This window comes from Mesorhizobium sp. M0983, assembly GCF_040318975.1.
Taxonomy (GTDB): Bacteria; Pseudomonadota; Alphaproteobacteria; order Rhizobiales; family Rhizobiaceae; genus Mesorhizobium.
Window position 1 is genome coordinate 76,650 of sequence record NZ_JAMYNH010000006.1, and the last position, 14,500, is coordinate 91,149.

A 14,500-nucleotide genomic window follows, 5' to 3' on the forward strand; every position below is an offset into this window, starting at 1 on the left:
TGCCGCAGCAGGCAGCCGCCGACATGTTGCTCGGTTGTCGACCATAAGGGAGGAAGTCACCAATGAAGATATCGTACCTGGCCTCGGCCGCGCTTCTTGCAGCGACTGCGATGCCTGCCGCAGCCGCCGAGATTTCTGACGGCAAGGTCAAGATCGGCATTCTCAACGACCAGTCGGGCGTCTATGCCGATTTCGGCGGCAAGTGGTCGGTCGAGGCCGCCAAGATGGCGGTCGAGGATTTCGGCGGCAAGGCACAAGGCGCGCCGATCGAGATCGTCAGCGCCGACCACCAGAACAAGCCGGACATCGCCTCCAACATTGCGCGGCAGTGGTATGATACCGAACAGGTCGATTCCATCATGGAACTGACCACCTCCTCGGTGGCGCTGGCCGTCCAGGGGATTTCCAAGGAAAAGAAGAAAATCGACATCGTCACCGGCGCCGCAACCACCGAGCTGACCGGCAAACAATGCTCGCCCTATGGCTTCCACTGGGCCTATGACACGCATTCGCAGGCGGTAGGAACCGGTGGCGCTCTTGTCCAGCAAGGCGGCGACAGCTGGTTCTTCGTCACCGTCGATTATGCATTCGGCTATTCGCTCAAGGAGCAGACCGCCAAGTTCGTCGAGAGCCATGGCGGCAAGGTGGTTGGCGAGGTGCGCTATCCGCTCGGCTCGACCGATTATTCATCCTTCCTGCTGCAGGCGCAATCGTCGGGCGCCAAGGTCGTCGGGCTGGCGAACGCCGGCCTCGACACCTCCAACTCGATCAAGCAGGCGGCCGAGTTCGGTATCGTGCAGGGCGGTCAGCGGCTTGCAGCGCTTCTGTTCACGCTGGCCGAGGTGCATGGGCTCGGCCTCGAGGCAGCGCAAGGCGTGGTGCTGACCGAAGGCTTCTACTGGGATCGCGATGACAAGAGCCGCGAGTTCGCCCAGCAGTTTTTCAAGCGCACCAACCGCATGCCGAACATGATCCAGGTCGCCACCTACTCGGCAGTGACGCAGTATCTGAAGGCGATCGACAAGGCCGGCACCGACGCGACTGAAGCCGTCGCCAAGGAATTGCATTCGATGCCGGTGAACGACGTCTTTACGGCGAACGGCAAAGTGCAGTCCGACGGCAACATGGTCCACGATATGTATCTTTATCAGGTCAAGTCGCCGAGCGAGAGCACCAAGGAATGGGACTATTACAAACCCCTTGCCACGATCCCCGGTAACGAGGCGTTCCTGAGCCCCAAGGAAAGCGGCTGTCCTACGGCCAGCGAGTGATTGGCGGGCCGATGGCGCCGCCCGAACCGAATGGGCCGCGGGTGGTGCTTTCCGCCCGGGGCCTGCGGCGCGACTTCGCCGGTTTCGTCGCGGTCAGGAATGTCGATCTCGACCTCTACCATGGCAACATCCACGCGCTGATCGGGCCCAACGGCGCCGGCAAGACCACCGTCTTCAACCTGCTTACCAAGTTCCTGCCGCCGACGAGCGGCAGGATCGAACTGCTCGGCCACGACATCACCCGCACGTCGCCGGCCAAGGTCGCGCGGATGGGCCTGGTGCGCTCGTTCCAGATATCGGCGGTGTTTCCGCATCTCAGCGTGCTCGACAATGTGCGCGTTGCATTGCAGCGGCCGGGCGGGCTCAGCGTTCAGTTCTGGCGCTCGCTGGCAGCGCTCGATCGATTGACGCCGCGCGCCGAGGAGCTTTTGCGGTCTGTCGGCCTCGACGATGCCAAGAACAGGCCCGCCGCCGATCTCTCCTATGGCAGGAAACGCGTGCTCGAGATCGCCACGACGCTGGCCCTCGATCCGAAAGTGCTGCTGCTCGACGAACCGATGGCCGGCATGGGGCAAGAGGATGTGCGCACGGTTTCAGACATCATCCGCTCGGTCGCCAGGGATCGCGCCGTGCTGATGGTCGAGCACAATCTGACTGTTGTAGCCGATCTTTGCGACTGGATAACCGTCATGCAGCGCGGCGAAATCCTTGCCGCCGGCGACTATGCCACGGTCAGTCGCGACGAACGGGTGAGGATCGCCTATATGGGCACCGCCGATGAGTGACGCCGCGCCTCTTCTTGCAGTCCGCGGCCTCAACGCCTGGTATGGCGAAAGCCACGCGCTTCACGGCGTCGATCTGGAGGTCTTTCCAGGTGAAACGGTGACATTGCTGGGCCGCAACGGCGTCGGCAAGACCACGACATTGCGCGCCATCATCGGGCTGATCCGCCAGCGGACCGGCCAGATCGCTTTCGACGGCAAGGATCTGATGCCCCTGCCACTGCACCGGACGGCGCATCAAGGCATTGGCCTGGTGCCGGAGGAACGCGGCATCTTCGCGACGCTGACCGTGGACGAGAATCTGGTCCTGCCGCCGATCGTAGCCGAGGGCGGCATGAGCGTGGAGGAAATATTCGATCTCTTCCCCAATCTGAAGGAGCGCCGCAACAGCCCCGGCACCAGGCTGTCGGGCGGCGAACAGCAGATGCTGGCGATCGCGCGCATGCTGCGGACCGGCGTGAAAATGCTGCTTCTCGATGAACCGACCGAGGGACTGGCTCCCGTTATCGTGCAGCGCATCGGCGATCTGCTGGCGACGATGAAAAAGCGCGGCATGACAATCCTGCTGGTCGAGCAGAATTTCCGCTTTGCCAGCCGTGTCACCGATCGTTTCTATCTGATGGAGCACGGCAAGGTAGTGTCGGGCTTTCCGGTCGGCGAACTGCCTGATCGCATGACGCTGCTGCATGAAGTGCTGGGTGTATGATGGCGCCATGACGATGATCTTCGGAATACCCGTTCAGGCATTCCTCGGCCAATTGCTGGTCGGCCTCATCAACGGCTCTTTCTACGCCATGTTGAGCCTCGGCCTGGCTGTCATATTCGGCCTGTTGCGCGTCATCAATTTCGCTCACGGCGCGCTCTATATGCTCGGCGCCTTCATCGGCTATCTGCTGCTCACCCGGTTCGGCATCGGCTATTGGCCGGCTCTGATCCTGTCGCCGCTGATCGTCGGCGGCTTCGGTGTCGTGGTCGAGCGCCTGGCGCTGTCGCGGCTTTACGATATCGACCCGCTTTACGGTCTACTTTTCACCTTTGGCCTCGCGCTCGTGCTCGAAGGCGTGTTCCGGTACTACTATGGGGTATCGGGAAGTCCTTATTCCGTGCCGCCGCTGCTGTCCGGCGGCACCAATCTCGGCTTCATGTTCCTGCCAAATTACCGCGGCTGGGTGGTGGTCGCCTCGATGATCGTCTGTTTCGGCACCTGGGTGCTGATCGAGAAGACCAAGCTGGGCTCCTATCTGCGCGCGGCAACGGAGAACCCCCGCCTGGTCCAGGCTTTCGGCGTCAACGTGCCGTTGCTGCTGACCCTTACCTACGGCCTCGGCTGCGCTCTTGCCGGTCTCGCCGGCGTTCTCGCCGCGCCGATCTATCAGGTAAGCCCGCTGATGGGATCTGACCTCATCATCGTCGTGTTCGCCGTTGTCGTGGTCGGCGGCATGGGATCGATCCTCGGGGCGATCGTTACCGGTTACATGCTTGGGCTCGCCGAAGGCCTGACCAAGGTTTTCTATCCCGAAGCCTCCAATCTGGTGGTCTTCGTCATCATGGCGATCGTGCTTCTGGTCCGGCCCGCCGGTCTTTTCGGAAGGGACGTCTGAGATGGCCGAACTCTCACTTCGCGGGACGCGCGCCAAAAGTTCGGTATGGCTTGAATGGACGCTGGTGGGGCTCGGCATCCTAGCGCTGCTGGTGGCGCCTTTCTTCGTCTATCCGATCTTCCTGATGAAAATGCTGTGCTTTGCGCTGTTTGCCTGCGCGTTCAACCTTCTGCTCGGCTACACCGGGTTGTTGTCCTTCGGCCATGCGACGTTCTTCGGCGGGGCAGCCTACTTCAGCGCATATGCGGTCAAGGTCTGGGGCTGGCCGCCGGAAGCGGGCATCCTGCTCGGCGTCCTGGGTGCCGCGCTGCTTGGCCTTGTGATGGGCTTCTTTGCCATCCGCCGGCAAGGCATCTATTTCGCCATGATCACGCTGGCGCTGTCGCAGATGTTCTTCTTCTTCTGCGTGCAGGCGCCGTTCACCGGAGGTGAGGACGGCATCCAGGGCGTGCCGCGCGGCAGGCTGTTTGGAATGCTCGACCTGAACGTCTCGATGAACATCTACTATTTCGTTCTGGCGGTCTTCCTGATCGGCGTGTTCGCCATCTGGCGCATCATCAACTCGCCTTTCGGCATGATCCTGCGTTCCATCCGCGAAAACGAGAGCCGGGCAATTTCGCTTGGCTATTCCGTCGCCAACTACAAGCTGGCGGCTTTCGTCATGTCGGCAACATTGGCCGGGCTGGCGGGCGCGCTCAAGGCGATCGTTTTTCAGTTTGCCACGCTCACCGACGTCACCTGGCAGATGTCGGGCGAGGTGATCCTGATGACGCTCCTCGGCGGCATCGGCACCATGGTCGGGCCGATCATCGGCGCCAGTCTGGTCGTCGGCCTGGAAAACACGCTCGCTACCTCGAATTTTCCGGTGACCATCGCCACCGGCCTGACCTTCATGGTCTGCGTGCTGGTTTTCCGGCGCGGTATTGTCGGTGAGGTCTATGCGCGGTTTCTCGGGCCAAGGGGTGACGCGAAAGACTGAACGGCTCAGCGCCTCGTCGCTACGCGATACGTACGCCTTGCGCGTCGAGAAGCACGCAACCCAGCGGGTCGAAGCAGACATCGACCGTTTCGCCTTCACGCAGCGGCTGGCCGTCGATCAGCGTGTTGGCGCGCAACGGCGTGCCAGCGCCGATGTCGATCTCGTAGACCGCATTGCCGCCGAGATAGGAGGTCGAGACTATTCGTCCCGACAGCCTGTTGGCAGCACCGGCGGTGCCGACGGTAAGCTTCTGCGGGCGAACGACGACGGTGATCGCGCTGCCGGCCGTGAGCGCCTTCGGTGCGGCCGCCTTTACGACATGGCCGCTGGCCAGCGCGATCGTTGCCATGTTGCCGTCCATCGCCGTCACGCTGCCGGGCAGCATGTTGGCCTTGCCCAAGAAATTGGCGACAAATGCGGTGGCCGGCTGGTCGTAGACCTGCGCGGGGGAACCGATCTGCTCGATCAGGCCGGCGTTCATCACGACGATGCGGTCGGACATCGACAAGGCTTCTTCCTGGTCGTGCGTCACAAAGATGGCGGTGATGCCCGTCTCTCGCTGGATTTTCTTGATCTCGACGCGCATGTCCTCGCGCATATTGGCGTCGAGCGCCGACAAGGGCTCGTCTAGCAGCAGCACTTCCGGTTCGAAGACGATGGCGCGGGCCAGTGCGATGCGTTGCTGCTGGCCGCCCGAGAGCTGTGACGGCAGCTTTGTCTCACTGCCGGGCAGCCGCACCATATCCAGCGCCTTCTTGACCCGGCGCACGATTTCCGGTTTCGGCACGTTCCGGTATTTCAGCCCGAATGCGACGTTGTCGAAGACGTTCTTGTGTGGAAAGAGCGCGTAGTTCTGGAACACCAGGCCGATGTTGCGCTTGTAGATCGGGATGTCGTCGACGCGCTTTCCGCCGATCGAGATCTGCCCGCTGGTGATATCCACCAGGCCGGCGATCGATCGCAGGATCGTGGTCTTGCCGCATCCGGACGGCCCCAGCAAGGTGACGAAACTGCCCTTGCGGATCGCCAGTGAAAAATCGCGCACGGCGGCGAACTTGCCGTAGAAAATATCGATGTCGCGAAACTCGACCGCAGGCTTTCCTGTCGGCTGGCTTTCGCCCCGAGCGAGCGGGTCGCGATCAGCCCCGGCCGATGCCGGCCGGGGCTGATCGTGGCTGTTATCGTCATGCACCTTTCGACACCCTGTCCCATTGCTTGGTCCAGGCGTCTTCGTTCTTCGCCCAGTAGAGCGGATCGGCGAAGGTCAGCGACTTCATCGATCCGGTCGGGTCGAAGGCCGGAAGCGCTGCGATCTTGTCGGTCAGCTTCACCTTGGTCGGATCAAGCGAGGGTGGATAATTCTGGCCTTCGGCGACAGCGATCGACGTGGCCGGATCCAGCATGAAGTTGATCAGTTCCTCGCATTCGGCCATCGGCGATCCCTTGAGCACCAGCATGTCCTCCATCCATGCGTATGAGCCGGCGGGGTCGAGATAGCCGATCGGCTGGCCCTGCTGCTGCAGGGCGGCGACGCGTCCGGACCAGGCATCGGTAACGACGATTTCGTTGCGCGACAGGAGGTCCATCAGTTCCGCGCCGGAACTCCAGAACTTCTTGGCCAGGTCGCGGGTCTCGCGAACCTTGGCCCAGACCGCATCCATGTCCTGGATGTTGTTGGGGTCCTGTTTCGTCTGCAGCGCCGCATACCAGACGCGCGTCGTCATATCGGCGTAGCCGCCGACCTTGCCGGCATATTTCTTGTCGGTAAGCAGGTTGGCGCCCTTTTCCTTGGCTTCCTCCGGCGAGATGACCTTGTTGTTGTAGGCGATGCCGGTGGTGCCGTAATCATATGGCACTGCCGACAGCTTCGGCGTGATCTTGCGGAACGGCTCGATCATGGCGGTCAGCACATTCGCCATGTTCGGAATGTTCGCCTCGTTGATCTCCGAGTTGAAGCCGCCATTGACGTATTTGATGTAGTAGTTGACGCCGGAAGAATGGACGATCTGGAAGTCGCCCGGCTTCGACGTCTTGATCTTGGTGATGATCTCGTTCTCGTCGCCAAAGGTGCCCTGGACGACCTTGACCTTGGACTTGGCGGTGTAGGGCTGGAACGCGTACTTATCGATCGCCTCCTGCACCACGCCGCCCCATCCGTCGAAGCGCACTTCCGAAACCGCGGCCAGCGCGCGTCCCATCCAGGGCATGGAAAGCCCGGTGGCGGCGGCAGCGGCGGCCGTCAGCGTCAGGAATGATCGCCGGCTGATGTCGCCATTGGCATAGCGTTCGTTGAGCCGTTCCAGTCGTTTGGTGGTTGTCAGTTTCATTTTCATTCTCCCATTTTCATTTTCACTTGCCTGCCTTGAACCAGGTGAGGCTTTGCAGGATGAGCCCACCAGCCAAGGGAATGCCGACCGTCAAAAGGATCATGACAGTGCCCAGCGCGTTCACCTCGGGGCTGATCGAGATCTTCAGCATCGAGAGGATTTGCGTCGGCATGGTCTCGACGCCCGCCGGTCGCCAGAACAGGCTGGCCGAGGTGTTGTCGAACGAGATGGTGAAGGCGAGCAGCACGCTGGCAAGCACTGCGGGAATGAGCAGCGGCAGCGTGATCTCGCGGAATGTCGACACACGCGGCGCCCCGAGCGACAGTGCCGCCTCCTCATAGGAACGTTTAATGCCGACCATGCGCGCCTGAACGATCAGCACCACGTAGGGGAGCGTGAGCAGAATGTGGCCGAGCACCAGAAGCGTCATGCTGCGCGGTTGGTCGACGGCTTTGATCATGACCAGCAGGCCGACGCCCAGTATCGTCTCGGGGACCAGCGCGGGAAGAATGACAAGCGTGTTGATCGCCTGCTTGCCACGGAACTCGAAGCGCACCAGCGCCAATGCCGCCATGATGCCGAGCAGCGTCGTCACCGTTGCCGTCACCAGGGCAATCCACATCGATGTCCGGAAGGCATCGAGGACCGGCCCGTTGGTGAGCAGCTTCTCGTACCAGCGCAGGCTGAAGCCGGTGAGGGGAAAGCCGCCAAACATCGAGGCGTTGAAGGAAAGCACGACCGTGGCGAGGATCGGCGCGAACATGAAGACATAGACGCACACCGTGATCGCGCCGGTTAGCCGCCACGCCCATCTGCCTTCGCGATCGGGATGCTCCGCTCTCATGCACTGAGACCCTTCATGATCTGCGACAGGCCCATATAGCGGCTGTAGGCGGCCGCGGCCGCACCGAGCAGAACGAACAGGACGATGGAAAGCGTGGCGCCCATCGGCCAGTTGAGCTGCCCCATGATGGTGTCGTAGATCAGGTTGCCGAACAGCGCGTCGCGGCTTCCCCCGAGCAATTGCGGCGTCACATAGGAGCCGGCCGCCAGCACGAAGCAGAGCAACAGTCCGGCGCCCAGCCCCGGAATCGACAGCGGCAGGGTCACTTCGCGGAACGCCTGTGCGCTGGTGCAGCCCATCGAGCGGGCGGCGGCGATCAAGGTGCGGTCGATGCCCTCCAGGCTGACATAGACGTTCAGGATCATGTAGGGCAGCAGAAAATGCAGCAGCCCCATGATGACGGCGCCCTCGGTGTAGAGCATCGGCAACGGCTCGTTGATGACCCCCAGCCGGATAAGCACGACGTTGATCAGCCCCTGTTCGCCGAGAATGTGGATCCACGAGAATGTCCGGATGGTGAAGCTGATCCAGAACGGCACGATGAGCAGCAACAGCAGCAGCCATTTGTGCTTGAAAGTCGTGGCCCAGATGAAATAGGCGGGGAAATAGCCAAGGATCGCGCAGATCACAGCGGTGATGGCGCCGACGCGAACGGTCTTCCAAAGAAAGCCGTGATAGTAGCTGTCGGTGAGGAATTCCTTCCAGTTGTCGAAGGTCAGCACCGCCGACTCCACCCCAGCGGTAACGAAGGTGAAAAACGTGTAGACAGTCATCATCGCGATCGGCAGCAGCAGAAGCAGGGTAAGCAGCAAAAGCACGGGCGCGACGAGGACCCAGGCCAGTCGCTGATCATATAATTTCCACCCTTTGGTCACGACCCGTCCAACCACTTCATGTCCAAGCCGCCATCACCGGGCTCGGCTCCGGACTAGATTGGGCGATCGGCGTTCAGGTGTCCACTCTGCATATGGCTCCTGCACAAATTCTGTGCAGGGCCACCGCGCGACCGTCGCCCTGCTGGATTTAACAAATTGCTCGGGTTCGCCTGCGCATTGATTAAATCAGATATCCCGATATACAGGATAATTTCGGATATAGATTTGGCATGGGCCCGGGCATTTCATGAGTCGCAATTTTCTGGTGATTGAACCTGAGGAAGGCATTGCCGTGCTCAAGGGGCTTGCCTCCTCGGCGCGTATCTCGATGCTGAAACTGCTGCATGAGAAGGGGCCGATGAATGTCAACGAAATCGCCGCCGTGCTGTCGCTGCCGCAGTCGACCGTCTCGACCAACATCCAGGTCGCTGGAGGATGCGGGGCTGATCCGCACCGAGAACCTGAAAGCGAAGAAAGGCAGCCAGAAAATCTGTTATCCGACGGCCGAAGAAGTGCTCGTCGTGTTCAAGAGCGAATATCGTGCGGTCAAGAACGACGCGATCGAAGTGTCGATGCCGATCGGGCTTTACACCGGCTTCGAGGTTACCGCGCCCTGCGGCCTTTGTTCGCCGGACGGCATCATCGGCTTGCTCGATGTACCGAACACTTTCCTCGATCCGGATCGTATGAAAGCCGGGCTGTTGTGGTTCACCCGCGGTTTTGTCGAATACCAGTTTCCCAATAATGCCAAGCTCGCCAATGCCGAGATCACCGAGCTCGAAGTGGCGATAGAGCTGTCTTCGGAAGTGCCGGGCACCAGCGCCGATTGGCCCTCGGACATCACGCTGACGATCAATGGCGTCGATGTCGGCACCTGGACGTCGCCGGGGGATTTCGGCGACAAGCGCGGCGTCTTCACGCCGTCCTGGTGGAAACTCAAGGGTTCGCAATACGGCAAGCTCAAGAACTGGCGAATTGCCAATGACGGCACCTATGTCGACGGCCTCAGGATTTCCGAAACCGGCCTCGCCGCACTCGATCTGAAGAGCCATCATTCAATCCGCGTCCGTATCGGCGTCAAGGACGACGCCAAGCGCCCCGGCGGGATCAACATTTTCGGCAAGGGCTTTGGAAATTACGATCAGGACATCCTGCTCCGGATCAAAACTGGTTGATATCATGAAACCGGGTTCTGAAGATAACGCAGCAATTTCAATGAACTGGCTTTCTGCTGAGCCAAAACCTTCGTCTAATTGTCCTACTTTTGGCTATTTTGGCTTGACGAAGAGCTGCCAATTCCTCTTTGATATCGGGCAAGATGATTTAAATCATCGTTTGTGATATCGATGGGAGGAATGCATGAAGGCAGCCGTTACGGCACATCCGCATTATGTTGTCTCGGAAATCGATCCGAGGCTCTACGGATCCTTCATCGAGCATCTCGGGCGGGCAGTTTATACCGGCATCTACGAGCCAGGCCATCCGACGGCGGATGCCAATGGCATGCGTCAGGACGTCATCGATCTCGTCAGAGAACTTAATGTTCCGATCGTCCGCTATCCCGGCGGCAATTTCGTCTCCGCCTACAATTGGGAAGACGGCATCGGCCCCAAGGAAGAGCGCCCGGTGCGGCTCGACCTCGCCTGGCATACGTCGGAAAGCAACGAAGTCGGCCTGCACGAATTTGCCGATTGGTGCACCTCCGCCAACACCGAGATGATGCTTGCCGTCAATCTCGGCTCGCGCGGCCTTGACGAAGCCCGCAACCTTCTGGAGTACGCCAACCATCCCGGCGGCAGTAAATGGAGCGACAAACGCATCGCCAATGGCCGCAAGGAGCCCTTCGACGTCAAGCTCTGGTGCCTCGGCAATGAAATGGACGGCCCCTGGCAGATCGGCCACAAGACCGCGGACGAGTATGGCCGCTTAGCGCATGAGACGGCCAAGGCAATGCGCGCCTTTCTCCAAGTCGCTCGAGTTGGTGGTCTGCGGCTCTTCGAATGCCAAGATGCCGACCTACCCTGAATGGGAAGCGACGGTTCTCGACCATACCTACAACGAGGTCGACTACATCTCGCTGCACATGTATTTCGACAACGAAGCCAACGACGCTTCGAACTATCTCGCCATGAGCGAAAAGCTCGACGACTACATTGTCTCGGTCGCCGGCGTCATCGACTATATCAAGGCCAAGAAGCGCTCCAACAAGCAGGTCTACATCTCGTTCGACGAATGGAACGTCTGGTACCATTCCAAGGAGCAGGACAAGAAAATCCTCGGCGGCAGCGACGGCTGGCCATTCGCCCCGCCGTTGCTCGAAGACATCTATAATTTCGAGGATGTGCTGCAGGTCGGCCTGATCCTCAACACCTTCATCCGCCGTTCCGATGCCGTCAAGATCGCCTGCCTGGCACAACTGGTCAACGTCATCGCGCCGATCATGACCGTTCCGAATGGCCCGGCATGGCGGCAGACGATTTTTTATCCCTATCTGTTTGCTTCTAACTACGGCCGCGGCAATGCGCTGGATCTCAAGGTGGAAAGCCCGACCTATAAATCCACCGTTGCGGGCGACGTCGCCTACGTCGACATTGCCGGCGTGCACGACACGAAGACCGGCCACGTCACCTTCTTCGCCGTCAACCGCCATTCGAGCGAGGCAATCGAAACAGTGGTCGACCTCACCGGCTTCGGCGCAGCGGAAATCGTCGATCACCGGGTCGTGGCGCACGCCGATCTGAAAGCCGTCAATTCGGCCGAGAACCCAGGCAATGTCGGCCCAAGGAAGGGTGAGGGCGCCTCACTCGCCGGCGGCAAGCTGAGCCTGTCGCTGCCGGCCTATTCCTACCAGGTCATTCGCCTGAGGCTCTGAGTTCAGGCGGATCATCGAGACAAGCGCAAGCGCTGAGGAGGAGCGTCGACGTGACGGCCGATATCGAGATCAGAAACGTGAGCAAGCAGTTCGGTGCCATGACGGTGCTGGATCATCTGTCGCTCTCCATAAGGGCACGCGAATTCATCGTGTTCCTGGGGCCGTCCGGTTGCGGAAAATCGACGCTTCTTCGAATGATTGCCGGTCTCGAAGCTGTCGATAGCGGCGAGATTGCCATCAACAATGAGCGCATCGATCATCTGCCGCCGGGCAAGCGCGGCATTGCCATGGTGTTCCAGTCCTATGCGCTTTATCCGCATATGACGGTGCGCGACAACATGGCCTTCGGGCTTGCGAATATCGGCGTTCCAGGCAAGGTCATCGAGGCGCGCATCAACGAAGCCGCCCGCATCCTCGAAATGCCGCATTTGCTCGATCGCAAGCCGGGCCAGCTCTCCGGCGGTCAGCGCCAGCGCGTCGCCATCGGCCGTGCGATCGTCAAGGAGCCGAAGGCGTTCCTGTTCGACGAGCCGCTCTCCAATCTCGATGCACCCGCACCCGCATCGAACTTGCCCAGCTTCATCAGCGCCTGCAGTCGACGATGATCTTCGTCACCCACGACCAGGTCGAGGCAATGACGCTCGCCGACCGCATCGTCGTCATGAACAATCGCAAGATCGATCAGATCGGCACTCCGATGGAGATCTACGAGCGTCCGGCGACCAAATTCGTCGCAGGGTTCGTCGGTGCGCCGGCGATGAACTTCGTTGATGCGACGCTCAACAAATCCGGCGAGAACGCCACGGCCAGGTTTGCGGACGGCATCTCGGTGCAGACCGAGATCGCCTCCAGCCAATTGACCGATGGCAAGTACACTTTCGGCATCCGTTCGGAAGACGTCCGTATCGTTGCCGCCGGACAGGGCAATGCCGATGGCGTGGTCGATGTGCTCGAGCGGCTCGGCGAACGCACCCTGATCTACGCGCGGCTGGGCGATGGCCAGCAGATAGTCGGTTCCGATGCCGGCAACAGTCGCGTCGCCGTCGGCGACAGGATCGGGCTCGCCTTCGACGGCCAGAAATCGCATCTGTTCAATGAGACCGGCCGCGCCTGGCATGCGAGGGAGGCCTGAGATGGTTGACCGGCTGGCGATGTCCCCGACCGCGACGCTTGCTGTCGGCGCCAGAACGCCGACCGCCGACATCTATGCGCCGCAATGGCGAAACTTCATTTTCGTTGCGCCATTCTTGTTCTTCTTCACGACGCTGCTGCTCTTCCCGCTGCTCTGGGGGATGTGGCTGAGTTTCCACAAGGCCGACACGTTCTCGTCCGGAAATTTTGTCGGTTTCGGCAATTACGTCAGGCTGTATCACGACAAGGTCTTCCTGCAATCGATCTGGAACACCTTCTACTTCGTGCTGCTGACGGTGCCGACGCTGGCGCTGATCGGTCTTTTCCTGGCGCTTTGCCTCAATCGCCGGACGCGCACTGCTGCGGTTTTGCGGACGCTGTTCTTTTCCTCGTCGGTGCTGTCGGTCACCATCGTCACGCTGATCTGGCGCATCGTCTTCATTCCGAATGTCGGCCTGTTGTCGACGATCTACGGATGGTTCGGCGCGACCGCGCCGGCTTTCATTTCCGATCCCAACCTGGCGATGGTCGGCATCGCCATTGCCACCATCTGGTGGTGCATCGGCCTGCCGATGATGCTCTTTCTCTCGGCGCTCCAGCAGATTCCGCAGGATATCTACGAGGCGGCGGCGCTGGACAATGCCAATCGCTGGCAGACGCTACGCTCGATCACGCTGCCGTCGATCAAGCGGACCTTCATCCTGGTGATCATTATCCAGATCGTGCTGCAATTCCAGCTGTTCGGCCAGGCTTGGCTGATGACGCGGGGCGGTCCGAACAACCTGACCAAGCCGATCGTGCTCTACATCTACGACACCGCATTCCGCCGCTGGGATCTCGGCCTGGGCGCCGCTGCATCGGAAATCCTGTTCATCCTCATCCTGATCGCGGCCATGGCCCAGTACCTGGTGACACGCAGCAGGGGAGACCAGGCATGAGCGCTCCAGCCGCTTCCATCAAGGGACGGGCATTTGGCGACCATTTGTTATTGGCCCTGGTCCTCCTGCTTTCGATCGTCATGATCGCGCCGGTTCTGTGGGTCATCGGCCTGTCACTCAAGGACAATGCGGAGCTGATGGCAGATCCGAATTCGGTGTTTCACGCGCCCTATACGCTGAAGAACTACATCAACACGGTCGGCACCTCGTCGGTGTTCATCTGGGTGCGCAACAGCATCATCGTCTCGGGCGGATTGACGCTCGGCACCTTGATCCTGTCGTCGCTCGCCGGCTACGGCTTTGCACGGCTGAATTTCCCCGGCCGAGACGTGCTGTTCGTGATCGTGCTGTTCGGCCTGGCGGTCCCGGAGCAGGCCGTGCTCGTCGCCCGTCACCAGATCTTCAGCATGCTGAAGTTCCACAACACCTATCAAGGGCTCATTCTGCCGGGCCTTTCGGCTCCGTTCGGCGTCTTCCTGATGACCCAGTATTTCAAAGCCATCCCGAAGGAGTTGGACGAAGCCGCCATGCTCGATAACGCCAGCCGGCTCAGGATTTTCTGGAAGGTGCTTCTGCCGCTCACGCTGCCTGCGCAGGCAACGCTCGGCATCTTTACCTTTCTCGGCGCGTGGAACGATTATTTCTGGCCGCTGATTTCGGCAACGAGGAAGGACATGTTCACGCTGACGGTCGGCATGGCCTCGACGCAGACCAACTTCGCCCAGTCCGAAGGCATCGGCTTCCTGATGGCGCAGGCGGTGTTTGCCGGTGCACCGATCCTGATCGTCTACCTGTTTTTCCAGAAATACATCGTCACGGCGGTCTCCGGCGCTGCGGTGAGATAACGAAGATTGCCTGACGGCCGGGGGGAATGCGCAGC

Annotated in this window: 12 protein-coding genes and 3 pseudogenes; 11 read left to right on the plus strand and 4 right to left on the minus strand. The window is 60.5% G+C overall.

What is annotated here, in order from left to right; all coding sequences use genetic code 11:
* Positions 1-62 precede the first annotated feature (62 nt).
* Genes NKH71_RS13450 through NKH71_RS13470 form a run of 5 tightly spaced genes read left to right on the plus strand, consistent with a single transcriptional unit; the run spans position 63 to position 4,633 of the window.
* Positions 63-1,271 (plus strand): ABC transporter substrate-binding protein, encoded by a 1,209-nt coding sequence (locus NKH71_RS13450; RefSeq protein WP_352484604.1) that lies wholly within the window; start codon positions 63-65, stop codon positions 1,269-1,271.
* A gap of 11 nt (positions 1,272-1,282) precedes the next feature.
* Complete coding sequence (locus tag NKH71_RS13455) at positions 1,283-2,056, plus strand: ABC transporter ATP-binding protein (protein ID WP_023718535.1); 774 nt, start codon at positions 1,283-1,285, stop codon at positions 2,054-2,056.
* On the plus strand, positions 2,049-2,759 hold the full coding sequence (locus tag NKH71_RS13460) for an ABC transporter ATP-binding protein (protein ID WP_352484605.1): 711 nt from the start codon (positions 2,049-2,051) through the stop codon (positions 2,757-2,759). Before NKH71_RS13455 ends, NKH71_RS13460 begins: the two co-directional genes overlap by 8 nt.
* A 7-nt stretch (positions 2,760-2,766) precedes the next feature.
* Positions 2,767-3,654: a branched-chain amino acid ABC transporter permease gene (locus NKH71_RS13465; protein WP_031193840.1), complete on the plus strand. Its 888-nt coding sequence runs from the start codon at positions 2,767-2,769 to the stop codon at positions 3,652-3,654.
* A 1-nt stretch (position 3,655) separates the two neighbouring features.
* Positions 3,656-4,633 carry a branched-chain amino acid ABC transporter permease gene (locus NKH71_RS13470; protein WP_352484608.1) on the plus strand — a complete coding sequence of 326 codons (978 nt, stop codon included), beginning with the start codon at positions 3,656-3,658 and terminating at the stop codon, positions 4,631-4,633.
* 19 nt (positions 4,634-4,652) lie between these two features.
* Here NKH71_RS13470 and NKH71_RS13475 read toward each other — a convergent pair whose 3' ends face one another.
* The 4 genes from NKH71_RS13475 to NKH71_RS13490 are packed head-to-tail and all read right to left on the minus strand — an operon-like array spanning position 4,653 to position 8,679.
* Positions 4,653-5,825 carry an ABC transporter ATP-binding protein gene (locus NKH71_RS13475; protein WP_023718531.1) on the minus strand — a complete coding sequence of 391 codons (1,173 nt, stop codon included), beginning with the start codon at positions 5,823-5,825 and terminating at the stop codon, positions 4,653-4,655.
* Positions 5,818-6,960 (minus strand): extracellular solute-binding protein, encoded by a 1,143-nt coding sequence (locus tag NKH71_RS13480; RefSeq protein WP_352484610.1) that lies wholly within the window; start codon positions 6,958-6,960, stop codon positions 5,818-5,820. Before NKH71_RS13480 ends, NKH71_RS13475 begins: the two co-directional genes overlap by 8 nt.
* A 22-nt stretch (positions 6,961-6,982) precedes the next feature.
* Entirely contained in the window at positions 6,983-7,804 is an 822-nt protein-coding gene (locus NKH71_RS13485; protein WP_023718529.1) for an ABC transporter permease, read from the minus strand.
* Entirely contained in the window at positions 7,801-8,679 is an 879-nt protein-coding gene (locus NKH71_RS13490; protein WP_023718528.1) for an ABC transporter permease, read from the minus strand. The genes NKH71_RS13485 and NKH71_RS13490 overlap by 4 nt, the downstream gene beginning before the upstream one ends.
* 247 nt (positions 8,680-8,926) lie before the next feature.
* Here NKH71_RS13490 and NKH71_RS13495 point away from each other — a divergent pair.
* The 6 genes and pseudogenes from NKH71_RS13495 to NKH71_RS13520 all read left to right on the plus strand — a co-directional run bounded on the left by NKH71_RS13495 (position 8,927) and on the right by NKH71_RS13520 (position 14,465).
* Positions 8,927-9,854, plus strand: a pseudogene (locus NKH71_RS13495) (ArsR/SmtB family transcription factor).
* A 4-nt stretch (positions 9,855-9,858) separates the two neighbouring features.
* Positions 9,859-10,020, plus strand: coding sequence for a hypothetical protein (locus NKH71_RS13500; protein ID WP_156948152.1), 162 nt, complete (start codon positions 9,859-9,861; stop codon positions 10,018-10,020).
* Positions 10,021-10,038: 18 nt separating this feature from the next.
* Positions 10,039-11,551, plus strand: a pseudogene (arfA, locus tag NKH71_RS13505) (arabinosylfuranosidase ArfA).
* Between the two features lie 50 nt (positions 11,552-11,601).
* A pseudogene (locus NKH71_RS13510) lies at positions 11,602-12,683 on the plus strand (ABC transporter ATP-binding protein).
* A gap of 19 nt (positions 12,684-12,702) precedes the next feature.
* Positions 12,703-13,620 (plus strand): carbohydrate ABC transporter permease, encoded by a 918-nt coding sequence (locus tag NKH71_RS13515; protein WP_051409714.1) that lies wholly within the window; start codon positions 12,703-12,705, stop codon positions 13,618-13,620.
* Positions 13,617-14,465, plus strand: a complete 849-nt coding sequence (locus NKH71_RS13520) for a carbohydrate ABC transporter permease (protein ID WP_352484059.1) — start codon at positions 13,617-13,619, stop codon at positions 14,463-14,465. Before NKH71_RS13515 ends, NKH71_RS13520 begins: the two co-directional genes overlap by 4 nt.
* Positions 14,466-14,500: the final 35 nt, after the last annotated feature.